The sequence below is a fragment of the Pseudomonas sp. CFII64 genome (assembly GCF_000416235.1).
Taxonomy (GTDB): Bacteria; Pseudomonadota; Gammaproteobacteria; order Pseudomonadales; family Pseudomonadaceae; genus Aquipseudomonas.
In genome coordinates this window covers 174,827-197,256 of sequence record NZ_ATLO01000051.1, presented here as the reverse complement: position 1 = coordinate 197,256, position 22,430 = coordinate 174,827, and the positions used below count along the sequence as shown (strand labels likewise).

Annotated in this window: 18 protein-coding genes; 6 read left to right on the top strand and 12 right to left on the bottom strand. The window is 58.7% G+C overall.

Annotated features, from left to right (window positions below; translation table 11 throughout):
• Positions 1-14: 14 nt before the first annotated feature.
• The 5 genes from CFII64_RS26470 to CFII64_RS26450 all read right to left on the bottom strand — a co-directional run bounded on the left by CFII64_RS26470 (position 15) and on the right by CFII64_RS26450 (position 7,213).
• Positions 15-602, bottom strand: a complete 588-nt coding sequence (locus tag CFII64_RS26470) for an NADPH-dependent FMN reductase (protein ID WP_020293946.1) — start codon at positions 600-602, stop codon at positions 15-17.
• On the bottom strand, positions 603-3,005 hold the full coding sequence (locus CFII64_RS26465; RefSeq protein ID WP_020293945.1) for an RND family transporter: 2,403 nt from the start codon (positions 3,003-3,005) through the stop codon (positions 603-605).
• The gene (locus tag CFII64_RS26460; protein WP_020293944.1) at positions 3,002-4,096 is read right to left on the bottom strand and encodes a YCF48-related protein; all 1,095 of its coding nucleotides are present in this window, start codon (positions 4,094-4,096) and stop codon (positions 3,002-3,004) included. Before CFII64_RS26460 ends, CFII64_RS26465 begins: the two co-directional genes overlap by 4 nt.
• 87 nt (positions 4,097-4,183) lie before the next feature.
• Complete coding sequence (locus tag CFII64_RS26455) at positions 4,184-5,536, bottom strand: DUF1329 domain-containing protein (protein WP_020293943.1); 1,353 nt, start codon at positions 5,534-5,536, stop codon at positions 4,184-4,186.
• 24 nt (positions 5,537-5,560) lie between these two features.
• Positions 5,561-7,213, bottom strand: a complete 1,653-nt coding sequence (locus CFII64_RS26450; protein ID WP_020293942.1) for a DUF1302 domain-containing protein — start codon at positions 7,211-7,213, stop codon at positions 5,561-5,563.
• A 234-nt stretch (positions 7,214-7,447) separates the two neighbouring features.
• On the opposite strand from CFII64_RS26450, the gene CFII64_RS26445 reads away from it, so the two are divergent.
• The gene (locus CFII64_RS26445; protein WP_020293941.1) at positions 7,448-8,134 is read left to right on the top strand and encodes a GntR family transcriptional regulator; all 687 of its coding nucleotides are present in this window, start codon (positions 7,448-7,450) and stop codon (positions 8,132-8,134) included.
• An 87-nt stretch (positions 8,135-8,221) separates the two neighbouring features.
• Here CFII64_RS26445 and CFII64_RS26440 read toward each other — a convergent pair whose 3' ends face one another.
• The 3 genes from CFII64_RS26440 to CFII64_RS26430 form a co-directional block, all read right to left on the bottom strand.
• A complete protein-coding gene (locus CFII64_RS26440) occupies positions 8,222-9,859 on the bottom strand; it encodes a bifunctional 3-(3-hydroxy-phenyl)propionate/3-hydroxycinnamic acid hydroxylase (RefSeq protein WP_020293940.1) in 1,638 nt (545 codons plus the stop codon).
• Positions 9,860-9,959: 100 nt separating this feature from the next.
• A complete protein-coding gene (locus CFII64_RS26435; RefSeq protein WP_020293939.1) occupies positions 9,960-10,520 on the bottom strand; it encodes a VOC family protein in 561 nt (186 codons plus the stop codon).
• Positions 10,521-10,562: 42 nt separating this feature from the next.
• Positions 10,563-11,414 (bottom strand): fumarylacetoacetate hydrolase family protein, encoded by an 852-nt coding sequence (locus CFII64_RS26430; RefSeq protein ID WP_020293938.1) that lies wholly within the window; start codon positions 11,412-11,414, stop codon positions 10,563-10,565.
• A gap of 124 nt (positions 11,415-11,538) precedes the next feature.
• Between CFII64_RS26430 and CFII64_RS26425 the strand changes: the two genes are divergently transcribed.
• The 3 genes from CFII64_RS26425 (at position 11,539) to CFII64_RS26415 (ending at position 13,907) form a co-directional block, all read left to right on the top strand.
• A complete protein-coding gene (locus CFII64_RS26425) occupies positions 11,539-12,120 on the top strand; it encodes an amino acid synthesis family protein (RefSeq protein WP_020293937.1) in 582 nt (193 codons plus the stop codon).
• 70 nt (positions 12,121-12,190) lie between these two features.
• Positions 12,191-13,306: an alcohol dehydrogenase catalytic domain-containing protein gene (locus CFII64_RS26420; RefSeq protein WP_020293936.1), complete on the top strand. Its 1,116-nt coding sequence runs from the start codon at positions 12,191-12,193 to the stop codon at positions 13,304-13,306.
• Between the two features lie 64 nt (positions 13,307-13,370).
• Complete coding sequence (locus tag CFII64_RS26415) at positions 13,371-13,907, top strand: cupin domain-containing protein (protein ID WP_020293935.1); 537 nt, start codon at positions 13,371-13,373, stop codon at positions 13,905-13,907.
• Positions 13,908-14,075: 168 nt separating this feature from the next.
• Here the strand turns inward: CFII64_RS26415 and CFII64_RS26410 are convergent, their stop codons facing one another.
• From CFII64_RS26410 to CFII64_RS26395, 4 genes are read right to left on the bottom strand one after another with little or no spacing between them, the layout of a single operon-like run.
• Entirely contained in the window at positions 14,076-15,482 is a 1,407-nt protein-coding gene (locus CFII64_RS26410) for a UbiD family decarboxylase (RefSeq protein ID WP_020293934.1), read from the bottom strand.
• 49 nt (positions 15,483-15,531) lie between these two features.
• Positions 15,532-16,797: an alpha-hydroxy acid oxidase gene (locus CFII64_RS26405; RefSeq protein ID WP_020293933.1), complete on the bottom strand. Its 1,266-nt coding sequence runs from the start codon at positions 16,795-16,797 to the stop codon at positions 15,532-15,534.
• Positions 16,794-18,446: a thiamine pyrophosphate-dependent enzyme gene (locus tag CFII64_RS26400; RefSeq protein ID WP_020293932.1), complete on the bottom strand. Its 1,653-nt coding sequence runs from the start codon at positions 18,444-18,446 to the stop codon at positions 16,794-16,796. Before CFII64_RS26400 ends, CFII64_RS26405 begins: the two co-directional genes overlap by 4 nt.
• Complete coding sequence (locus CFII64_RS26395; RefSeq protein ID WP_020293931.1) at positions 18,443-19,822, bottom strand: sodium:solute symporter family protein; 1,380 nt, start codon at positions 19,820-19,822, stop codon at positions 18,443-18,445. The genes CFII64_RS26400 and CFII64_RS26395 overlap by 4 nt, the downstream gene beginning before the upstream one ends.
• Before the next feature lie 373 nt (positions 19,823-20,195).
• On the opposite strand from CFII64_RS26395, the gene CFII64_RS26390 reads away from it, so the two are divergent.
• Both CFII64_RS26390 and CFII64_RS26385 read left to right on the top strand, forming a co-directional pair.
• Positions 20,196-20,954: an SDR family NAD(P)-dependent oxidoreductase gene (locus tag CFII64_RS26390; RefSeq protein WP_020293929.1), complete on the top strand. Its 759-nt coding sequence runs from the start codon at positions 20,196-20,198 to the stop codon at positions 20,952-20,954.
• A 20-nt stretch (positions 20,955-20,974) separates the two neighbouring features.
• The gene (locus tag CFII64_RS26385) at positions 20,975-22,417 is read left to right on the top strand and encodes an aldehyde dehydrogenase family protein (protein ID WP_020293928.1); all 1,443 of its coding nucleotides are present in this window, start codon (positions 20,975-20,977) and stop codon (positions 22,415-22,417) included.
• The last annotated feature ends 13 nt before the right edge of the window (positions 22,418-22,430 follow it).

The following is a 22,430-nucleotide window of genomic DNA, read 5'->3' as shown; positions in this document are numbered from 1 at the left end:
TTCTGGACTTGTTTTTAGCGGGTATCAAGAGCAGCGTAAACTCCCCTCGCAGGCCCCTTAGATATCTGCGCAATCAACGCCACAACTCCATCCAGTAAAAAAGCCTGAGCTGATTCGTCCCGTAGCTGCCCCTGATCTATTTTGCTGGTCACATTACCGATCACGATCTGCGGATATACAACCTGCATTGCCTGGATCGCCCAGAGCGTTTCATTGAGCTGTTGATGCGCACGCACCCCACCCGTGAACGCCGGCGAGGCTGTGAAACTCAATACCGGACAGCCCAGCAAGACCGATTTCCCATGGGGACGGGACAACCAGTCCAACGCATTTTTCAACACGCCGGACATACCGTGGTTGTACTCCGGCGAGCCGATCAATACCCCATCGGCCGCCGCCACGGCGGCGCGCAAGGCAATCACGGCCTGGGGGGCATGAGCGCCGTCGCCATCCTCGTTATACGGCGGGATACTGTCCAAGCCATGGAGCGTCAACCGAACATGCCCAGGCAACCCTTCGGCCACCGTACGCAGGATCGCTGTATGCGCCGACTGCCGACGCAAGCTGCCGGACAAGCCCAGGATGTTTATCGTTGCGGTCATTTAGATACTCACGGTCTGTGGCTTGGGCTTGAGGAGAAAATGCGCGAGCGCGGGCACCAGGATCAACGCCCCTACCATGTTCCAGACGAACATGAAGCCCAGCAAAATGCCCATGTCGGCCTGGAACTTGATCGGCGACAGCACCCAGGTTGTCACGGCTACACCCAAGGTAATCCCGGTCATCACCACCACCTTGCCGGTGGACAACAACGCCAGGTAGTAGGCATTCGAAAGGCTTGAACCATTGCGCAGGTTGGCAAGCGTCACGCTGAGGATGTAGAGCGCGTAATCCACACCGATCCCCACCCCCAAGGCGATCACCGGCAAGGTCGCCACTTTTACACCGATGTTGAGCCCCACCATCAAGGCCTCGCACAACACGGACGTGAGCATCAACGGCAGTACGGTGCAAACCACCGCGCGCCAGGAACGGAAGGTAATAAAACACAGGGCAATGACCGCTGCGTACACCATAAACAACATCTGCACGTTCGAACGCTTCACGACGATGTTGGTGGCCGCCTCGATACCGGCGTTACCCGCCGCGTTCAGGAACTGAATCTGATCGCTGTCATGGCTGGCCGCAAACTGTTCGACCGTCTGCACCACGCGGGTGAGCGTATCGGCCTTGTGGTCCGTCAGGTAGACATACACGGTCAGCAGATCGCAGTTCTGGTTGAACAACTCCCGCGGTGCGCGAGTGATGATCGCGTTCAATAGCCCCTGGTTACGCGGTATCTCGTACCAGGTCATGCTGCCCTCGTTCATCCCCGCGGCGGCCTGTTTGCTCAGTGCCGCCAGAGAGGTGGTGGACACCACACCCGGCAACTGCTGCAACTGCGCTTCCAGCGCGTCGACCGTTACCAACGTCTGGTAGTTGGCGCAGAAGTACTGCGGGGTCTTGACCATCACCACATACTTGTCGCTGCTGGCGGAGAAGTTGCTGACCATGAAGCGGTTGTCGATGTTGTAGCGCGACTCAGGACGCAACTCCGGCGCTCCAGGATTCAAGTCGCCGATCTTGACGTGCAGACTGGTGGCAAAGCCCAGCGCACCCAGCACCGCGCCGATGAAGATCGCGCCGCTGGCCCATTTACGCTCGGTGAAGCGGTCCAGGAAGGCCCAGAACGGATGCCGGGCGTGATGGCCGTCCAGCTTGGAAAACCGGTCGTTGGCCGCCTCACGTTGCGCCGCCACTTTGCTCACGCCGGTGTATGACAACAGGATCGGCAGCAGGATCAGGTTGGTAAAAATCAGCGTCAGCACACCGATGGTCGCGGTGACGGCCAGGTCCTGGATCACCGGGATCTTGATGATCATCAACACCGCAAAGCCCACGGCGTCTGCCACCAACGCCATCAGCCCGGTCAAAAACAGCCGGCGAAAGGTGAAGCGCGCAGCCACCAGCTTGTCGGCACCGCGTCCAATGTCTTGCATGATGCCATTCATTTTCTGCGCGCCATGGCTCAAGCCGATGGCAAACACCAGAAATGGAACCAGGATGGAATACGGATCCAGGTCAAACCCCAGTGTCGGCAGCAAGCCCAGCAACCAGACCACCGCGATGATCGAGCACAGCAGCACCAGCACCGTGCTACGCACACAACGGGTGTACCAGAACAACACGAGCCCGCAGATCACCAAGGTCGCGGCGAAGAACAACTGCATCTGCCGCATGCCGTCCATCAGATCCCCCACCACCTTGGCGAAACCGGTGATGTGAATCTGGATGTTCTGGTTTTCGTACTTGGCCCGAATCTGTTCAAGTCGGTTTGACAGTGCGTTGTAATCCAGCGGGGTACCGTCATCCGAGGCGCTTTCCTGAAGCGGCAGGAGCACGATGCTGGACTTGAAGTTGGAGGCCACGAGCCGCCCCACCTCACCCGACCGTTCGATGTTCTGCTGTACCTGTTCCAGGCTGTTGGCTGAACCATCGTAATCGTCCGGGATGACCGGCCCGCCATCGAAACCCTCCTCGGTCACGCCGATCCAGCGCGTGGCCGGCGTCCACAGGGACTTCATGTAGGAGCGGTCGACACCGGGGAGCAAAAACACTTCGTCGTTGATCTTCTTGACCGTTTCCAGGTACTCGGCATTGAAAATGCTGCCCTGCCTGGCCTCGATCGCAATCCGCAAGGTGTTGCCACCCTCCCCCAGCTGACTGCGATTTTGCAGATAGTTCTGCACAAAGGGGTGGTCCGTGGGGATCATTTTCTCGAAGGCGGCATTGAGCTTAAGACTTAGCGCTTGATAGCCCAGCACCAGACTAATCAGTACACAGATGCCCAACACGATGCTGCGATGATTGAACAGCAGCCGCTCGACCAGGGTCCCGGAAGCAGGATCAAAGGCAGGTGATGCAAGTGCAGGCGAGTGTTCGGCAGAGTGCGTAAAACTGTTCATTGTGGCGGCTCCGACGATTCCACTTTTATGGCGGACGAGAGCATGCCACGCGTGCTGCTGATGATCAGGTCACCGTTCGCCGCTTGCGTCATGCCCGTGAAGTAACGAGGTTGAGGTATCTTAAGAACAGCGGCATGCGTGTCGCCATCGGCAAAACGCAGCACCCGCCCCGACTCGTCCGCCAGCAAGACCGCGTCATCATCAAGACGCAGGCCGCTGGTCAACGTCACCGGCTGCAAGGTGTCAAGATGCTTCCAGGTCTCGCCGCGATCCCGGGACTCGAAGGCCTTGCCACGCAGTCCGAACGCCAGGATCGAATGATTGGCGGCCGGTGCGAGACCGAAGATCGTCCCCTCGAAAGGCGGCGTCAGCGCCTCGAAGGTCTGGCCGGTGTCGCTGGAACGTAGCAATGTCCCTTGTTCCCCAGCGACGAAGATATCGGTTCCTGTTCGCGCGATGCCATAGAGATGTAATCCGTCTGGATTATCGACATGGGCACGAATGGACTGCCAACTGAGCCCGCCATCATGGGTGACGAAAGCCAGGCCATAAGCGCCCACCACCCAGCCGGTTTGCGCGTCCAGGAAAAGCAGGTCGAGCAGAGGTTTGTCAGGCCCTTCATCCACCAACTGCTGAGCCTGGGACAGACGCTCCGGTGTCCGCTCATCGGTGTCACGCCTGGCTTGCTCCAGTTCGATTTCGGCGGCTTGGACACCGTCGAGCTGTTTGGCCCAGGTCGATCCGCCATCCTGGCTGTGCAGCACGGTGCCAGCATGCCCGACTGCCCAGCCCTGGTTGTCATCGATGAAACGCACTTTGACCAATGTCACGCTGACCGGCGAGCCGACTTGCCGCCAGGTCGCCCCGTTGTCATCCGAGACAATGATGAAACCGCGCTCGCCCACGGCCACCAACCGCTGCCCTGCCCGGGCCACACTGAGCATGACCGATTGCGTTGCCATCGCGCTGTGGATCGCCGGTTGCTGGGACAACCCCGTCGTTTGCGCTACGGCGACCGCGCCATAAAACGTCGTCACCATCCACAGGCTGGCAATGAAGGCCTTTATAGGGCCTGAATAGAAAGTAGGCATGTCTGAACCTCGATGATGCCGCTCTCTGGAAGCGATGACCGTGCACCGCTTCCAGAAAACAAACGTATTAATCAACCGTTGCGAGGCTCAGCGAACCGACCCGGATGCCACCGCGGTGCCGGTGAAAAAGTTCTCGGGTTTGCGCGGTATCACGCTGTAGGTTTCCCCGTTCAGACCCTGGACGACGCTGTAGGTCTTGGCCTGCAGGTTGTAGATCACCACAGGTTTGACCACCACCGCAGGGATGGCCGGCACCACGAATGGAAGCACCTGGGAGACACGCCAGAGTTTGCCCTCGGCGTCGTAGCCATCCACCAGCGAGATGGTCCAGCTGTCTTCATCAATGAAGAATCGACGCTTGGGCACGGCGTGGCGTTTGCCCGGTGCCACCGTGGCTTCCAGCTCCCAGACACGGTGCAGTTCCCAGCGCACTTTGTCCGCATTGAGGTGGTTGGCGGTAAAGGCATCGTCGCGTTTTTCGGCGTGGAACTTGTTGTCGTTATAAGGGATGTACAGTTCTTTCTTGCCCACCAGTTTCCAGTCGTAGCGATCCGGATGACCGATGAAGCCGTGCACCTCATCGAAATAGTTGGCGCCCGAAGCGACGAAGTCCGGGGTGTCATAACCCACGGTAGGCGCCCGCCGCACACGGCGTTGGCCGACCAGGTACTGCCAGGCGTCCCGCGGCTGCTGAGCGTTGATGCTGTCATGGGTCACCAGTGATTCCCCGGCCTTGAACGGCGGCTCGCTGGTCAGGAACCGCAGCAGCGCATACTGCCCGGACCATTTATCCGCGGCACCGTCCTTGTAGTAGTACGGGTACTGCCAGTTTTCCACGCCCCGGCTGGCCAGCGTCCGAGTCCCGTCGGCGTTGCCGATGATGTTGGAATAGCCCATCTGTATGGATTCGGCTTCAACCCGCAGCAGGAAATTCCAGATGACCTCGTTGCCATTTTTTGGGATCGGGAACGGGATACCGCCGTAGCAGCCCTCTACCGACAAGCCATTGCTGGTGGTCTTGCAGTTGGTGGCGTTGGCGAAGGTGTTTTGATAGACGCTGTCCGGTGCCGCGGCGCTGCGGTGAGTCGCGTAGACATCAAGGTGGAAGGTGTCGGGGAACTTGGCCAACAGGGCTTTGGTTCCTTCACTCAACTTGTCGGCGTACTGCGCAGCGTTCTTGGCGGTGATCTGCAACAGCGGTTTTTCGCCGGGGAACGGATCGGCAGGCATATCGCCGAACTTGGCCCCGGCGACGTCCTTGGTCAAGCCGCCGGTCCAGGCCGGGATAGAGCCGTCGGCGTTGCCGGCTTTTTCGGCTCCCATCGGCGTCAGCGTGGTCTTGAGCTTTGCCGCCTCCTCAGGACTGACCGCCGCCAGCGCGGTACCGACAGACAGGGAAATCGACAGAGTGGACAGCAATAGCAGTTTGATTTTTATCATTATCAGGGCCCGCCTGTTCTTTGCTTAAAAGGTTCGCTGGATCGAAAACGCCACGAAATCTCGGTCTTTCATGTTTTGCTGGTAGGTAAAGGAGTTGGCTGAGTTGATAACCGGCCCGGCCTCACCAAAGAAGTTGGTGTAGCTCAGCGAGGCGTACCACTGCTTCTTGTAATCGGCCTTGAGACCCAGCGTCAGGTCGCCGCCATGTTCCGGTCCAAAGGCCTGCGGCGTGACGGAAGAACGCCCGGACGGGTTGTAGCCAAGGGTGATCGGCGCTTGGACATCGATGCCGGGAAAGACCTGGAAATATTGCGGTTCAAACGTGAAGCGCATGGCGAATGCATCGCGCGTGGTGTTGGGGTCCAGTTGATCGGCATTTTTGGTGACGCTCAGCCGTCGGTTAAACGCCAATTCACCGACCAGGGAAGCGCCATCCCACAGAGCGGATCCTCCATAGACATTGATCATCGATACCTGGGCATGCCACGACCGACCGATCGGGTACGCGGGGTTGGAATCGTTGTCGGCGTCCATGCCAGTGATGATGGTTCCGCCGACGCCTGCCAAGGGCGTATCGAGCCTGATGGATGTTTCACCGGCGATATTGGCTTCGCCCACCAGCGTGCTGAAGCTCGCGCCGAAGACCTTCACATCCTCGGGATAGACATTGATAAACGAGTCATCGGCGCCCGGCACCAGCGCGGCCGGACGGAAGTAAAATACCGGCGTCTTTTCGTGATATTTCGCGGCGTAGAGACCGAACTCCCAGTCCTCGACAGCGAACTTCAACTGCGCGCCGAACTGCCCGGAATCCCTTGCATCCTTGTCCTTGCCATGGCGCAGTTCACCGGTTGGAAAGAACACCCGTTCCCCGCCTTCACCCACAAAGTCCGAGCCACTGAAGTAGCTGCCCGCGGCGGGCAAACGGGTCTTGTTCCATTCGAATTGGTAGTAGGCCCCCACACTCACGGTGTCATTCAGTTGCCAGTTGCCGGACACCTGCTTGGTGGGCATCAAGATTTCTTTGAATTGAGAACCAGGGACTGACTGAAGCTTCACCAGGTCCACGGTGGACTGGGCGTTGGCAATGCCGTTGGCGCCAAAGAACAGGCTTTCACCGTAGATCTGCGTGAACTGCCCGAGCCGCCCGGACAACGAGGTCGTGCCGATCTCCGTCGAGCCATAGACAAAAGCGTCGAGGATTTCAGTGCGCTGGCCGTGGATCCGGCGGGTGTCACTGGTGAACTCGTCGTGGTCGACACTCACCGAGTTGGCAGTGCCCGGCGAATCGTTGTCATTGTCCTGGCTGTAGACGTTGTCGTACCAGGACGCCGCGCTGAGGCGTGCACCAACATCTTTGTATTTGATGTCGAACTCGGAAAGGATATCCAGGCGATTGGAAATGAGCCCGCGATCGAAATTTCGATCGCCGTCGTCCAGGTTGGAGTTGCTGTTGGATGTCCCAGGGCCTACCGCCACCTTGTGATCGAGTTTGTTCACGCGCCAGGCGTTGCTGTACTTGATGGTGTTATCCCAAGTCGCCGAAAGATCGGGGTTGCCGGTGTCGATCTGGAAGGCTTGAGCCTGGGTTGAAAGACCCAGCAGTACCGTTGCGCTGACTGCGCAGGCAAGGCTGGATACCGGCAACGGGCAGAACCGCTGGTTGGCTGTTTTCATGGAGATGTTCCTGTTTTTTTGTTTTTGTAAAAGGTCATCCACTCGCAGCCTTGGCCGCGAATACCGCTGGCATTGCTTATGTGCGTAAAAATATAATTGATGCACCTAAATATATTTTGTGCACAAAACCTATCCCTGCGCAAATTCAAAGTCAAGCGGATAAATCAGTCTTTGCACTAAACTTGGTTTTGCGCATAAAATCCGTTTGGTGCAAATTTCAGGACGACTCCGACCATGATTCCCTCCCCCAGCATTCCGCTGATCGATGTCGCGTTGACGAAGATGAAGAAAGCGATTGTCTGTTGTGAGTTGGCCCCCGGCGAAAAGCTTAAGGTTGCAGAGTTGTCCAAAACCTATGGACTCAGCAGCTCACCGATTCGTGAAGCCCTCAATCGACTGACCCAGGATGGCGTGGTAGAAGCCAGCGATAACAAGGGCTTCAGGGTTGCCCCCATTTCCGTCACTGATTTTCGCGACATCACGCGCATGCGCTGTCTGCTGGAGTGCGAGGCGTTGGCCGATGCCATTCAATATGGCGACGATGCCTGGGAGGCCGATGTGCTCGGGGCCTTTCACCGCCTGAATCTGGTCGAGAAAAAGCTCGGAAGCGGAGTGCTGGTGCTCGATGATGAATGGTCGACCCGACACAAGGCCTTCCACTTCGCCCTGTTCGCGGCGTGCCCATCGCCATTGTTGCTGAAGATGATCGACTCGCTGTTTGATCGGGCCGAACGCTACCGGCGCGTTTCCGCCCAGCAACGGCTCACCCAGCGGCACAAGGGCAACGAGCATCAGAAGTTGATGGAAGCGGCCCTGGCTCGCGACACTGAGAAAGCCGTCTCCTTACTGCGCAATCACATCCAGGAGACCCTGGGTCGGATCGTCGAAGCCATAGAGCGTCGACAAGCCACGCTTCAATAAGCCTTACTCAGCGATCATAAAAAAGCCCTCCGCCTGGGACTGTTTTCGTGGACAGTGCCAGGCGAAGGGCGTGTTGCCTTTCAGGCTTTAAACCTGTGCGAACCTGATCGTCTTATCACAAACACCACCTTGAGCCGGCGTGGATTTCTGCGGCGGCCTGCACCACAGCGCAAGCTCCATGCCCTCGAGCAACTCCATGGCCCAGGCCACCGTGACCGCCCCGCCATACACGTAGTGATCGGGCCGCACGATCACCACATTGCATCCTCGCTGCTCCAGCCATTGCGCCAACAGCCCATCGACTTCCTGATACTCATCAGCCGCGCGAGCGCCTGATTGCTCAGGGTTGACCAACCGCACGACATGTATAGGCAAGCCTTTGAGCGACTGGCTGCTACGCAGACACCTCAACAACGCAGTGGCATCGAAGCCGGGGGCAACGACCACACGAAACGCCTGGCCGGTAAACTCATCAAGCAGGGCCTGCTTGCCGGCATGGTTGATCACCATTGGCTGGGGAAACAGCTCACCGGCCGGCGACACTTGTGCGATAAACCCCAGGGACAGGCCGGGGATCAGCGATTGCCGGATGGTTCCGCCTGGGTTCTCCTTCATATGTTCGATCAGCCGTGCATCCCGGTTCGCCGCTCTTTCGCTGTCGCGCTCGCAGATCACACCGCCGAATTCCTTGGCCGCCAGGGTGGTCTGGCGCACATGAGGGATACGCTCGATTTGATACGTCTCCAGGAAATCCGGAGCCGCCAGCCCCTCTTTCACCAGGGCGATTTTCCAGACCAGGTTCAAAGCATCGCGAATCCCTTGGCACATGCCTTGTGCCAGGAATGGCGGCGTCATGTGGGCCGCGTCCCCGAGGAAGAACACCCGGTCGGCTTTCCATTGCTCGAGGATCAATGCATGGAATCGGTAGGCCGACGCCCGCCATAACTGATAGTCCTGCTCCGGCAACCAGCGTGCAATCAGCTTCTTGATCGTTTCAGGTTGTGAGATTTCCGAAGGCTGCTCGTCCGGATTGATCATGAACTCCCACCGACGATGTCGCCCGGGGCCGACGACAAAGGTGCACGGCCTGGCTAGTTCGCAGAACTGGATGTTGGTTTTCGGAAGCTCCTCCCCCGCCCCTTCGTTGAGGATCACATCGACCACCAGCCACGGCTCGTCGAACGCCAGGTCGTCCATCTTCAACCCCAAGCGGGTGCGGATCGGACTGGTGCCGCCATCGCAGGCCAGCACATGGGCTGCCGTGACCGTACGGTCGTTCCCGTCCTTCGCCTTGATGCGCACATTAGCCTGGGACTCGGCGGAGTCGACCGACAGCACCTCGGAGCCAAGCTCAACGGTTACCGATTTGAAACGGGCAATTTTTTCGCGAAGTGCACGCTCCACCGGAGGCTGGGAAAACACATAGTTTGGCGCCCAACCCAGTGGAAAAGGCGGCTTGGCAGCGTCAATGCGCTTGATCAACTGCGAACCGGTCGTGCGGTATTCCGAGGGTCGATAAGGCATGACATGTTCGGCAATGTCGTCAGACAGGCCGATATTGCCGAAGACGCGCATTACCTCATGGTCAAAGCCCATAGCCCGTGGGTTGGCATAGACCGTTTCGGACTTGTCCACGACTAAGGCATTGAGCCCCCACAGACCGGCCAGGTTGGCGCACAAGGCACCCACCGGTCCCATTCCAACAATGATGACATCGTAGTCCATCGTCTACTCCGCTTCTTGTAGTTGTAGATTGCGAATGCTGGTTGATGTCGATAGGTACTCCTGCCCATCAACCAGGCTTCATCTGTACCGGACGGAACGGTCAGGCGATTCGGACCCGCTGTTCTTCAATTCTCGCGCGAATGGAGTCCATCCATTGTGCGCGCGTCTGGAACCCTGGACGACGTCTGCACATCGCCTCGGTCTGGGCCAGGATGACCTCGCTCGCCAGTTCGAGATCCAGTGGCTCCTTGCACGGCTGAGCGCTATAGAACGGTGTATCGACATACATTTCGACGGGGTTGCCTTCAGGGTCTTTGAAGTAAATCGACCAGGCATTCCCATGATCCACTTGGGCGATGCCTTCAATGCCGCTTTTTTTGGCGAATTGGTAGTAGGTCTTCAGGTCATCCAACGAATTGAGCAGGAACGACAGTTGATTGATCGGGTTGAACGGCAGATCGACAGGCTTACCATCGAAGAGCACGACCTGATGATGCAGCTCCGGATTCTGCGTCATGAAGAACAGGCGATGCCCAGTCGAGGCCACGCCTTCATCGCTGACGATGAAACCCAGGACGCGACAGTAGAAATCGACCATCCGATCCAGGTCTGAGCAGAACACACCGGAATGGGTGAAATTGATAGTGGGTAACGCGGGCATGTGGAACCTCCAGTTTTTTTATGATTGTGTAGAGGACAACGCTCAGGCTTCGTCAATAACGCCGTTCGATAGCGTCCCGATTTCAGTGATGACCACTTCGAACACATCACCGGGTTTCAGGAAAATCGGCGGTTTGCGCTTGAAGCCGATCCCGCTCGGCGTGCCGGTTGCTAGAATGTCGCCCGGGTTCCACGGCAGCGCCTTGGACACGTAGGAGATCAAATGCGGAATGTCGAAAGCCAACTCCGAGAGGCTGCCTTCCTGCAGTTGTTCGCCGTTGAGAACACCCCGCACCACCAGCTTACGGTAATCGGAAATTTCCGCTGCTGGAATGACCCAAGGGCCCAGTGCGCCGGTTTTCCTGAACGTCTTGCCCATACCGTACTGGTGCGTATGGAACTGCCAATCTCTAACGCTGGCATCATTGAAACAGGTGTAACCCGCCACATGGTCCATAGCATCGGCCGGATCGATGTGCGCGCCACCTTTACCAATGACGACGGCCAGTTCAGCTTCGAAATCGAACTGCTCCGAGACTTTTGGCCTGACCAGAGGTTCACCGTGAGGCAGTAGTGTTTCTGCAAACCGCTGGAATATCACCGGGAATTCCCCGACCTTCCTGCCAGCCTCTTCGGCGTGAGCCACGTAGTTGATGCCCACGCAGATCACCTTGCCGGGATTGGGTATGACGGCCTCCAGTTGCACGCTGGAGAGCGAATAGTCGGGCTGGACGGTCTCTACGATCTCGCGGGCCTCCTGTACCAGCAGTCGATTGGCCAGAAAGGAAGCCAGGTCCGGAACCTGCGCAAAACGACGTGTCAGCTCGACCACCCCGTCACCTGACACAGCACCAAAATGGGCCTTCCCTTCTTTGCGGTACGAAATCAGCTTCATGTTCTTTTCCTCTTTTTTATGCACAAAAACTAATTTCTTGCACCATACATCATTAAATGCATAATGCAAAAGGTCGCGAAAAAAAATAACGAGTCCCTTGAGGCTCCTGGTTCTGGAGGCAAGCATGTCGCTGGTGATGGTTCGCAAGATCAAGCTGGACGTCGAAGAGATCTTCCACGAGGGAGGCCCGCGTGGGTCTGCCCCGTTGCGCATTGCGGTCGCCACCGCCGTGGTCGCCAATCCCTACGCCGGGAGGTATGAAGAAAACTTGTTGCCGTTCATGCAGGAACTCAGGGGATTAGGTGCGCAACTGTCTGAGCAACTGATCAATGCTCTGGGCGGCGTCGCGCAAATACAGGCCTACGGCAAGGGCGCCATCGTCGGTGAAGACGGCGAACTGGAACACGGAGCGGTCTGGCACGAAGCCGGTGGGTGGGCGATGCGCGAAGCGTTGGGCAATCCCAAGGCAATCGTTCCGGCGGGCAAGACCATCGGTGGCCCTGGCTGCCGGGTGATGATCCCGCTGGGGCATATCCAGGCGGCCTATGTTCGCAGCCACTTCGGTGTGGCGGAAATGACCGTGTGGGATGGCCCCCGCCGCGGCGAAATCGCTTTTAGCCTGGCCATGGCCACCGGTGGCAGGGTTCATGCGCGACTGGGCGGCTTGAGCGCTGCCGAGGTGAAGGGCGAAGACGGGTTGCGTTGATACAAGGCTTTGAAGCGAGCTCCACGGGTTACGCACTACGACAAAAATAATATGAGTATCGGAGAACATCATGACTGCAAAAACGATGCGCGCCGCACGCCTTTATGAAGGCGGCAAACCCATGGTCATCGAGCAATTACCCGTACCGGGAATCCGTCCGACTGAAGTGCTGGTCAAGATCAAGGCATGCGGAATCGTCCCGAACCTCCATAACATTCTGACCAACTGGGTCAAATGGTTCCCCCAGAATCCCCTGCCGAAACTGCCGGCGACTTTCGGACTGGACCCCACAGGAGTCATCGAGGCAGTAGGCGAACAGGTCTACGACTTCAAGGTCGGTGACCGGGTCTACGTCAATCCGGGCCGCCACTGCGGCTCCTGCCGGGCTTGTCGTGCGGGCAATGCCATCGCTTGCACTGCCTATACCTTCAATGGCTATTTCGGCTTCACGCCAAAAAGCTCGCGCATGTTCGAAGACTACCCCTACGGCGGCCTTTGCGAGTACATCCCTGCTCCGCAATACAGCCTGGTGAAACTACCCGACAACCTCAGCTTTGAGACGGCCGCGCGACTGGGCTACCTGGGTACCGCCTACAAGGCAATGCTCAAGGCCAGTGTCGGGCCTGGCACCACCCTGCTGATCAATGGCATCAGTGGCACGCTCGGTTTGGGCGCCGTCGCACTGGCGCTGGCGATGGGCGTTCGCAAGATTCTCGGCACGGCCCGCAACCAGGAGCTCTTCCAGCGGGTGAAAGATCTCGCCGCGCCAGGTCGAATTGAGATCCACACACTGGGTACGGTTCCAACCAACGAGTGGGTTAGCGAAGTCACCCACGGTGAAGGTGTCGACGTCGTTATCGATGCCTTGGGCCCAGGGGCACCACACGAAACCCTGACCCAAGCCCTCAAGTCCATTCACCGCGGCGGGCATCTGGTCAACATCGGCGCCATTGCCGGTGACGTGCCGATCGACCTGCACTGGATCATGGACAACGACATCCAGATCAGCGGTTCGGCCTGGTTCACCACTGGGCAAGGACAAGCCATGGCGGACATGGTGGAATCCGGCACGCTGGATCTTTCATTCTTCGAAAACACCGCCTTCAACCTGGAAAAAGTGAACGACGCGATTACCGGTATCGAAAATCGACATGGCGGCTTCAGCAATTACGTCATCTGCCCCTGACATTAACGAAACCCGTCAACAACGGCGGGCACGGTGATGCCCGCCCACCGAACCTGGAAATGCCATGAAAATTCGAAGAGTCGTCACCGGCCTGGATTCTGCGGGTCAGTCCGTATTCATCAGCGATGACGCCGCACCACGGTCTTGCGCCTTTGAGTCCATTCCCGGCCATGCCATGGCGCACCTGTGGTCCACCGGCTCAACGGCCGGAACGTTCGGCGCGCAGCAGGACCCTACCCTGGGACACCCTTCCTTGGTGCCCGGGCCGGGCGAAACCAGTCTGGCAATCTATGATTTTCCACCGGACACCGTGATGCAGAACCCGACGGATGTCGGACAGATGATCGAGGAACTGGGCGGCGCCCTGCCCGGCCTGTTCGAATGCTTCGAACCGGACCATCCGGGCATGCACACGACCCCGACCATCGACTACGGCATCCTGCTCCAAGGCGAACTCTGGCTGGAACTGGACAATGGCGAACAAAAACTGATCCGCCCCGGCGAGGTCGTCATCCAGCATGGAACCCGCCACGCCTGGCGCAATAAGAGCGATCAGATCGCCCGCGCGCTGTTCGTGATGATAGGCACGAAGCGCGACTAGTCGATTTATAAAGCGCGGATTATCGGTGACTGGCGCATCAACGGCACTAAACCGCCGTACCTGTGGCAGCCCGGCAATGGTGCAGGAAAGCCCTGATCGGGCAGGTCCTAAGCACGGCGCCGCAAGTTTAGCGGCGCCTCATTCAGAAAGTCATAACGGCTTGCTGAGTCAGAATAGGCGCTGCCAATCTACAGGTGCCGGGCGCGTCACTGCGTCCAGGTCGACCTCTGCTTCGCCAGGCACGCGAATGCGAGTGAAGCGCATCTCTGGCGCAGACAACGGCACCGTGGCGTCGTAGCCCATCTTCGAGCCGACTCCGTCGCGGGTTGATGGATCGAGCTTCGAACCCTGGGTCTCATGCACGAGAACCAGATCACGGTCGGCCTGAAAGCGCGTGGCAATCGCCCACTCCACTTCGGTCGGGTTGTGAATGTCCACATCGAGGTCGACCACCACCACGTGCTTGAGGTCGTAGTGACCGCCGAACGCGCCTAAAATCACATTCTTCGCTTCACCCTCGGAGCGTTTATCCAGCTGCACGTAAAGGTGATAACGGCAAACTCCGCCCTTGGCCAGATGCACGTCACGAACCCCTGGGAAACTGCGCCGCAGATGGGCCAGCAGCGTTGCCTCCCGAGGAATGCCGCCCAACAACAGATGCTCCAGCCCGCCGCCAACGATGGTGTGGAAAATCGGCGCCAGCCGGTGAGTGATGGCGTCTACCTCAATTACGTGGCGTTCGGCACGTTCGCCGTAGTACTGCGGAAATTCTCCAAAAGGTCCTTCCAGCTCACGTACGTTAGCCAGCAGGCGTCCCTCCAGAACGATCTCCGCATCGGCCGGGACACGAATCCGATTGGTCACGCAGCGCACCAGCCGCAGCGGACGTCCATGCAGCGCCCCGGCGATTTCCAGCTCATCGTGATCGATGGGCACGATGGCCTGAGAAGCCAGAAGGGTCAGAGGGTCTGCACCGATCACCACCGCAACTTCCAGATCCTCTCCCGTGCCTTCGACCTCCTGAAAGAACGCCAGGGCATGTCGCGGCAACAACAGCGCGCCCAGGCGATTGGCCGAACTGACTTGCAGCCGGTGGATAGAGACGTTCTGGATACCGGTGCGCGGATTGCGGGTAATCAGCAGACCCGCCGTGATGTAGGCCCCGCTGTCATGCTCGTTGTGGGTCGGGATGGGCAGCTGCGTCAACAGATCCACTTGATGGTGCACCACGGTCTGACACGGAGCATCCGGCACTTCCTGACCGGCAATGGGGTTGAGACTGGCATCCTGAAAGCGGTTGAGCACCTCGGCGGGTTTGACACCCATGGCTTCAGCCATCCACAGACGGTCCGAGAGCAAGCCGGAAACCACCGGGATTTCGTGCTGGTCGGGGGCAATAAACAGCGAAGCACTCTGGCCATCCAGACGATTGGCGACTGCCGCTACGCCAAAGCGCAACGCCGTACCAGCCTCGACCAGCGTCAGGCGCTGGCTGCTTTGCAAATGATCCAGCCAGCCACGCAAGGTGGCACCGGGCGGCAGTGGGTTGAAATCAGCAGTTTGGTCATTTGACATGGGTAATCTCGCTATTGAAATTGTTATCGATGGCCTTGATCACAAACGATCAAGCCTGCCAGGCGGCAGGATGACGCACGGCAGCACTACGTAGCTGCGCGCAGTTGTAGGCACCGTTCTGCGCCAGAGCTGTACGCAGTTCGTCGTCAAGCAATTGCGCTACATGGTCAGGACCCTCGCTCCCCAGCGCTGCGAGGCCATAGAGAAACGCTCGCCCGCAAAAGGTGCCATGAGCCCCCAATGCCATGGCACGCGCGATATCCAGACCACTACGAATGCCACTGTCGAAGAGTACGGTGGCGCGCGCTCCTACGACCCGGGCGATACTTGGCAACATATCGATGGAAGGTGGCGCAGCCTCGGATTGGCGCCCGCCATGATTGGAGACAAGAACCCCGTCGATACCGAGACTGATCGCGCGTTCGGCATCGTCCGGATGCAACACCCCTTTGACCACCAGTGCCCTGGGCCACGCGTCGCGCATGCGCGCCAACGTCTCCCAATCAAAGGTGCCTTTGATTTCGCGCTGCACGAAACCAGCGGTTGCTGCCATGCCGCTACCGCCGCCGACATAGCGCTCGATATTGGGAAACCCCGGTGCGCCGTTCTTGAGCAACGCTTGCGCCCAGTGCCGTGACATCGCCACTTGCCAGACGGTGCGCGGCGTCATGCGAAACGGAACGATCAGGCCGTTGTGCAAATCCCGAGGCCGCTTGGCGCGCACCGGTGCATCCAGGGTGGCGACCAGCACATGCACACCACAGTCTTCGGCACGCCGGATCAGATCGAACGTGACCCGATGCTCATCCCTTGGAAGACCATAAAGCTGCAGCCAGACATTGTCGGGGCAGAGTCGCGCCACCTCTTCCAGTGAACCGCTGGCCAGCGTACCGGTGATGTAGGGAATCCGTGCCCGCTGCGCAGCCTTGGCCAACAACTGAGTTGCCCCCGGCCATACCAAGCCGTCAACCCCGACCGGAGCAATACCGATGGGGCTGGCGTAGCGCCGCCCAAACAGCTCAATTTCAGTATTCACAACTGCGCTAGCCCCATAACGGGGGATGATCTGGACCGCGTCCAACGCATTGCGATTGCACGCGGCCGCCAGATGCTCCCCTGTCCCGCCATCCACAAAGTCGAACGCGAAACCCGGAATTCTTCGTCGAGCTGCTTTTTCTAGAAAGCTGAAAGTGGGTAGCCGTTGTTTGAGCTTCGCCGCTCTTCCGGTGCCGCTGCCGGCGCCCCAGGCTTGTGCAGAAACGGTCGATTGATCGAGCTCGATACCTGCACTGTCCATGTCGGCCCCCGCGCTCATTGCCGGATACCTGATTGGCGGATCTGATCTATGGTCTGGCGCACGGAGATGCGTTGCGGATCGGAGACAATTTCGATCAGAACCGGACCCGAGGCCGCAAGCGCGACCCGCAAGGCGTTGGCAAAGGCAGCGTCATTGGTAACGCGCAAACCCTGTGCACCAAATGCCTGGGCCAACAGTACGAAATCAGGGTTACCCAGATCCGAGCCAATCACCCGCCCAGGGTGGGCTTTTTCCTGATGCATGCGGATCGAGCCGTACATGTTGTTGTTGAACACCAGGGCAATGATCGGCAGCTTCAGGCGCACTGCGGTTTCCAGTTCCTGAATGGTCATCATCAAACCGCCATCGCCGGACAGGGAAACCACGGTTTTGTCTGGATGAGCCAGCTGCACGCCGAGGGCGGCCGGCATGCCATAGCCCATGGCACCTGAAGCAGCACCGACATAGGTATTGGTCTGGCGAAAGCTGAAGAACGTATGCATCCAGCCTGCAAAGTTCCCGGCGTCATTGGTCAGGATCGCATCGTCCGGCAATTGTGCTCGCAACTCGCGAATGATCTGCCAATTGTCGACGTAATCCTCATGAGGTTCGACGATCAGCCTGGTAACGTCTTCGTAGACGGCGCGTCGCGATTGCGCCCAGCCCTCCGACGGCACAGCGAATGTGTGCTCCAGCAGCGCTTCAAGGGCCTGGTTTGCATCGGCAACAATGCCTTGTTCGATGGGGTAGGCCTTGCCCAGCATGCGGTCGTCGATGTCAATTTGCAGGATGCGCTGCCCGACACTCACCGCCGCGTAATTCTGGGTGGTGATCTCGTTAAGCCTCGCGCCAATAACAATCAGCATGTCAGCCTGGCGCAGGGTATCGACCAACGCCGGATGAGTCCCCATTTGCAGGTGCCCGCAATACAACCGATGACCATTGGGGAAAACATCGTGACGGCGCCATGCAGCCAGTACCGGAATCGCACAACGTTCGGCGAACTGCACCAGCAGCGCTTCGGCCCCAGCACGCTTGACCCCTGCCCCGGCGATGATCACCGGACGCCGGGCCTCAGCCAGTCGCCGCACAAAACCGCTCACTTCGTCAGGTGAAGGACGCGGTCGGCTGATAGCCAGAGGCTCACTGAAATGTGCTTGCAGCTCATCGTGCAAAGCATCCTCGGTCAGGGAAACCACCACCGGACCAGGCCTGCCGCTGCGCGCGAGATGGAAGGCCCGCTGCAGGATATCCGGCAAGCGTTGTGCATTGCTTACTTCCACCGACCATTTGCACAACGGGGCGAACATACGATCCAGATCGACTTCCTGGAAACCTTCGCGACCACGGAACCTTGAATCCAGCTGGCCGAGCAACACCACCATGGGCGTGGAGTTTTCCATCGCCGTATGCACACCGATACTCAGATTGGTAGCACCCACGGCCCGTGCGCCCAGAACCACACCCACCCCGCCACCGGCTCCAGCATAAGCTTCAGCCATGAACGCCGCGCCACCTTCCTGGCGACCAACGATGAACGCAATGGACGGTTCGTCGTACAAGGCGTCCATCATCGGCGTGAAATTTTCGCCGGGAACACCAAACAGGTGCCGAACGCCTTCGCGTTTGAGAACCTCGATGATGGCCTGGGCTCCAGACATCTTCATGAGTGAACTCCTTCAGACTTTTCCAGAGACGGTTCGGTCTGCAGGGGAGCTTCCTCACCCCGGCGCATGATGTGGCTCAACGTCATGATCACCAGCGGCGTCGCCAGGGCCACATAGGCGTTGTCGATTCCGTAAGGATTGCCCATCAGGAACCAACCCACGGTCACAATCAGTGACGCGATGATGCTCAGGAAAGCGCCGCGCCGGGTACCGAACGTCGGGGCGTAAAACACCATCACGACCAGCACGGCGAGGGAAGCGCGAAGCGCCTTGGCGAGGAAGGTCACTTCCAGCACTCCGGAGGCAAAAATAGCCAGGCTGATGGGCAACAAGCCCGCTATTACCGTGGCCGTCTTGACGAAGACCAGGTCACGCTTCACCTGACTGGTTTTGTTGAAAAACGGCTGATAGAAATCTTTAAGCGCCAAGGTAGCAATACCCATGGTCAGCGCGGAAATGGTGCCAAACAGGGAGCCGGCCAACCCCGCCACGACGACACCGGCCATGATGCTGTCCATCTCACCGATCAACGCTGGGAACGCCAGCAACGGCGGAATTGCCGGGAAAAGCACGCGACTGCACATGCCGATCAGTGCCGCGCAGATTCCGAAAGGCACCAGCATGACCGCGCAATAGAAGGCCGCATGGCGCGCCTTGTCACCATTGCTGACGGTATTTACCGCCTGAATCACATACTGCGTGGCGAAGGTCGCACCAATCCCTGCAACCATCCACGCCATGATCTGGCTCCAGCCGACATTGTCGACAGTGAGCATGGGGGCCGGCAGTTTTTCCAGCAAAGCCTCCATACCGCCGACGCGGCTCAAGGCAAACCCCAGCGTAAGAATGATCCCTAGGTATTTGATCAGCGCGTGGAGGAAGTTGGTGTACACCACCGAGCGCATGCCGCCGACGCTGACAAAAATCACCGCCACCACACCTGTAATGACAATCGCCGGCGCTTTACCTATACCGAGCAACCCCGCCAAAACCGCGCCACCGCTGGCATACACCGACACGGCAACGATCATCAAGGCGAAGATCATGATCACTGACGTCGCGAAACGCACAGGTTCGCCATAGGTGCGAGCCAATGCGCCGGAAATGGTGTTCTCGCCCAGCTCGCGGTACTTGCGCGCCAGCAGCAGCGAGAACAACACAAAACCAACGCCGAGCGATGCCAGATTCCAGGCAGCAGAAATACCCGATGTATAGGCCGCCTGCGCCGTACCGACACTGGCCGTAGTGCCGATGAATTCAGACATCATCAGAAAGCCGATCAACACTGCCGGGAAATGGCTGCCCCCCGTGGTGTAGTTGGCGGCGCTGCGGGAATGGCGGCGTACCGCGTAGCTGATCACAGCGAGGGCGAACATGTATATGAGCGTGATGGACAGCACTAGCCAGCTGGATCCCATGGTGTCTCTCCGATTTTTTGTTGTTGTGTCGGACGAAACCACTGCATTGGCGGCTTCGATTGCAATCAAGCTAAACAGGCCTTTGCAGCTCTTGCCTACTAAGAAATATTGATACGAACCATCAGCAATAACTTCTGCATGCAACCGGTACCCGCCACTCGAACGTGGATCAGACTGCAAGGCAAATCTGCCGACTGTGGCGCTAAATTCCGGTGCTCAGGGCAAGGCGCAGCGCATGACTATCTATCAGACTCGATGCAGATAACGGGATGCCGCAACTCATCCGTAACCGACGGTGATCGGCGGCCAATAACAATAAGAGGGTAACGTCATGAATCGGCTCAACGAGAAAGTGGCCATCGTCACCGGGGCAGCTCAGGGTATCGGCGCCACTTATGCGCTGGCCTTGGCTGCCGAGGGTGCCAAGGTAGTGTTATGCGACTTGCACGCCCCAGATGAAACGGCCAGCGCAATCCGTGCCAAAGGCGGCACGGCACTGGCAGTCGCCTGTGACGTCACCGACGGCGCCGCAGTGCAGGCGATGGTCAGTGCTGCACTGGAAGCTTTCGCCGGGATACATATCCTGGTCAACAACGCCGCGCTGTTTGCCACCCTGCAACTCAAGCCCTTCGAGCAAACCGAATCCGCTGAATGGGACCGGATCATGACCGTCAACGTGCGCGGCTCTTTCGAATGCGCCAAGGCAGTGTTGCCAGTCATGCGCCAGCAGGGCTACGGCAAAATCGTCAACATTGCGTCGGCTACCGCGTTCAAAGGAGCGCCCATGATGCTGGCCTACGTCGCCTCCAAGGGCGCGATCATTGCCATGACGCGCTCCATTGCCCGCGAAGTGGGCGATGCGGGCATCCGCTGTAACTGCCTGGCGCCCGGTTTGACCATGAGCGCTAATGTGCAGGCCAATGCCGACTGGGCCGAGGCAATTGTCAAAGCCAATATTGCCAGCCGCTGCATCAAGCGGGAGGCAGTGCCTGAGGATTTGATCGGCGCATTGCTGTTCCTCAGCAGCGCCGACAGCGACTTCATGAGCGGCCAGACCATCGTGGTCGACGGCGGCTCGGTCACCCATTGATCCTGTACCCGGGAGCACTCATGCAAAGCCAACATTTCATCGATGGCCACTGGACTCATGACAACCAGTGGGCTGATAGCCTCGACCCATCCACTGGCGAAGTCATCGGTCGTTTCGCCGATGGCGGTGAAGCTCAGGCCCAAGCGGCCGTCGCGGCGGCTGCTGCAGCTTTCGCCAATCCACAGTGGTCGCAGAATCCGCGCCTGCGTCAGCAACTGCTGCTGGACTGGGCGGTTGAACTCAAGAGCCGGCATGAACCACTGGCGCAACTGCTGAGTCGCGAAAACGGCAAGGCATTGGTTCAATCCCGGGGTGAGATAGCCGGGGCCATTTCAGAGATCATCTATTACGCAGGGCTGGCGCGCCACAACCCTGGCCATATTCTGGAAGTCGCACCGGGTGAATTTTCCAGTATGTTGCGCGAGCCAGCAGGCGTAGCCGGGCTGATCATCCCGTGGAATGCGCCCGCGGTATTACTTATCAGAGCTATGGCACCAGCCATTGCTGCCGGCTGCACCATAGTGATTAAACCCGCACCGCAAACGGCGTTGTTCAATGCCGCGATACTTGAACCGCTGCTCAGTTTGCCGGGACTGCCCGGCGGTGCGGTGAATCTGTTCGCTGAAACCGGCCACGCCGGAGCCAGCTATATGGTGGCGTCGCCCGAGGTCGACGTGTTGAGCTTTACCGGTTCAACGGCAACCGGTCAGCGCATCATGCAGGACGCCGCCGCGACGATGAAAAAGCTGTCATTGGAACTGGGGGGTAAATCCTGCTGCCTGGTATTCGAGGATGCGGATATCACCGCTATCGCCCCCAGACTTGCCGCAGCGGCGACGATTATTTCCGGACAACAATGCACCGCTGCGCGGAGGATTCTCGTGCACTCCAGCCGTTTTGACGAAATGCAAAACGCGCTCAAAGCAGCGCTGACTGCTATCAAAATCGGGCCGGGAACCGACCCGACGACACAAATGGGGCCCCTGATCGACTGGCAGTCCCGGGATAAGGTCGAACAGCGTATCGCTCAGGCGCTGGACAGTTGTGACCAGGTCCTGCTTCCAGGTGGTCGCCCACAAGGGTTGACGAACAAAGGCGCTTATCTGGCGCCATCGTTGATTACCCATCGAGACAGCAGTGCGTTCTTCTGCCAGGAAGAAATCTTCGGCCCGTTGCTGGTCATCGAACCTTTTGAGGACGAGGCTGAAGCCGTCGCACGGGCTAATCATACAGAGTTTGGTCTTTCGGCCAGCGTCTGGACTGACCAAGGCGCACGCGCCTGGCGGGTGGCACGTGCGTTGCGCAACGGCACCGTGTGGATCAACGATCACAACAAGCTGTTTGCCGAAGCCGAAACCGGTGGTTATCGCAAAAGTGGCCTTGGCCGGTTGCATGGGGTCGATGCCTTGCTGGATTTCAGCGAGCTCAAGCATATTTATCAGAGCGTCGGCACCTTGGGCTGATGCCTATAAATGA

Coding starts and splice junctions, on each gene's coding strand:
- CFII64_RS26470 (WP_020293946.1), bottom strand. CDS start 602: ATGACCGCAACGATAAACATCCTGGGCTTGTCCGGCAGCTTGCGTCGG.
- CFII64_RS26465 (WP_020293945.1), bottom strand. CDS start 3,005: ATGAACAGTTTTACGCACTCTGCCGAACACTCGCCTGCACTTGCATCA.
- CFII64_RS26460 (WP_020293944.1), bottom strand. CDS start 4,096: ATGCCTACTTTCTATTCAGGCCCTATAAAGGCCTTCATTGCCAGCCTG.
- CFII64_RS26455 (WP_020293943.1), bottom strand. CDS start 5,536: ATGATAAAAATCAAACTGCTATTGCTGTCCACTCTGTCGATTTCCCTG.
- CFII64_RS26450 (WP_020293942.1), bottom strand. CDS start 7,213: ATGAAAACAGCCAACCAGCGGTTCTGCCCGTTGCCGGTATCCAGCCTT.
- CFII64_RS26445 (WP_020293941.1), top strand. CDS start 7,448: ATGATTCCCTCCCCCAGCATTCCGCTGATCGATGTCGCGTTGACGAAG.
- CFII64_RS26440 (WP_020293940.1), bottom strand. CDS start 9,859: ATGGACTACGATGTCATCATTGTTGGAATGGGACCGGTGGGTGCCTTG.
- CFII64_RS26435 (WP_020293939.1), bottom strand. CDS start 10,520: ATGCCCGCGTTACCCACTATCAATTTCACCCATTCCGGTGTGTTCTGC.
- CFII64_RS26430 (WP_020293938.1), bottom strand. CDS start 11,414: ATGAAGCTGATTTCGTACCGCAAAGAAGGGAAGGCCCATTTTGGTGCT.
- CFII64_RS26425 (WP_020293937.1), top strand. CDS start 11,539: ATGTCGCTGGTGATGGTTCGCAAGATCAAGCTGGACGTCGAAGAGATC.
- CFII64_RS26420 (WP_020293936.1), top strand. CDS start 12,191: ATGACTGCAAAAACGATGCGCGCCGCACGCCTTTATGAAGGCGGCAAA.
- CFII64_RS26415 (WP_020293935.1), top strand. CDS start 13,371: ATGAAAATTCGAAGAGTCGTCACCGGCCTGGATTCTGCGGGTCAGTCC.
- CFII64_RS26410 (WP_020293934.1), bottom strand. CDS start 15,482: ATGTCAAATGACCAAACTGCTGATTTCAACCCACTGCCGCCCGGTGCC.
- CFII64_RS26405 (WP_020293933.1), bottom strand. CDS start 16,797: ATGAGCGCGGGGGCCGACATGGACAGTGCAGGTATCGAGCTCGATCAA.
- CFII64_RS26400 (WP_020293932.1), bottom strand. CDS start 18,446: ATGAAGATGTCTGGAGCCCAGGCCATCATCGAGGTTCTCAAACGCGAA.
- CFII64_RS26395 (WP_020293931.1), bottom strand. CDS start 19,822: ATGTTCGCCCTCGCTGTGATCAGCTACGCGGTACGCCGCCATTCCCGC.
- CFII64_RS26390 (WP_020293929.1), top strand. CDS start 20,196: ATGAATCGGCTCAACGAGAAAGTGGCCATCGTCACCGGGGCAGCTCAG.
- CFII64_RS26385 (WP_020293928.1), top strand. CDS start 20,975: ATGCAAAGCCAACATTTCATCGATGGCCACTGGACTCATGACAACCAG.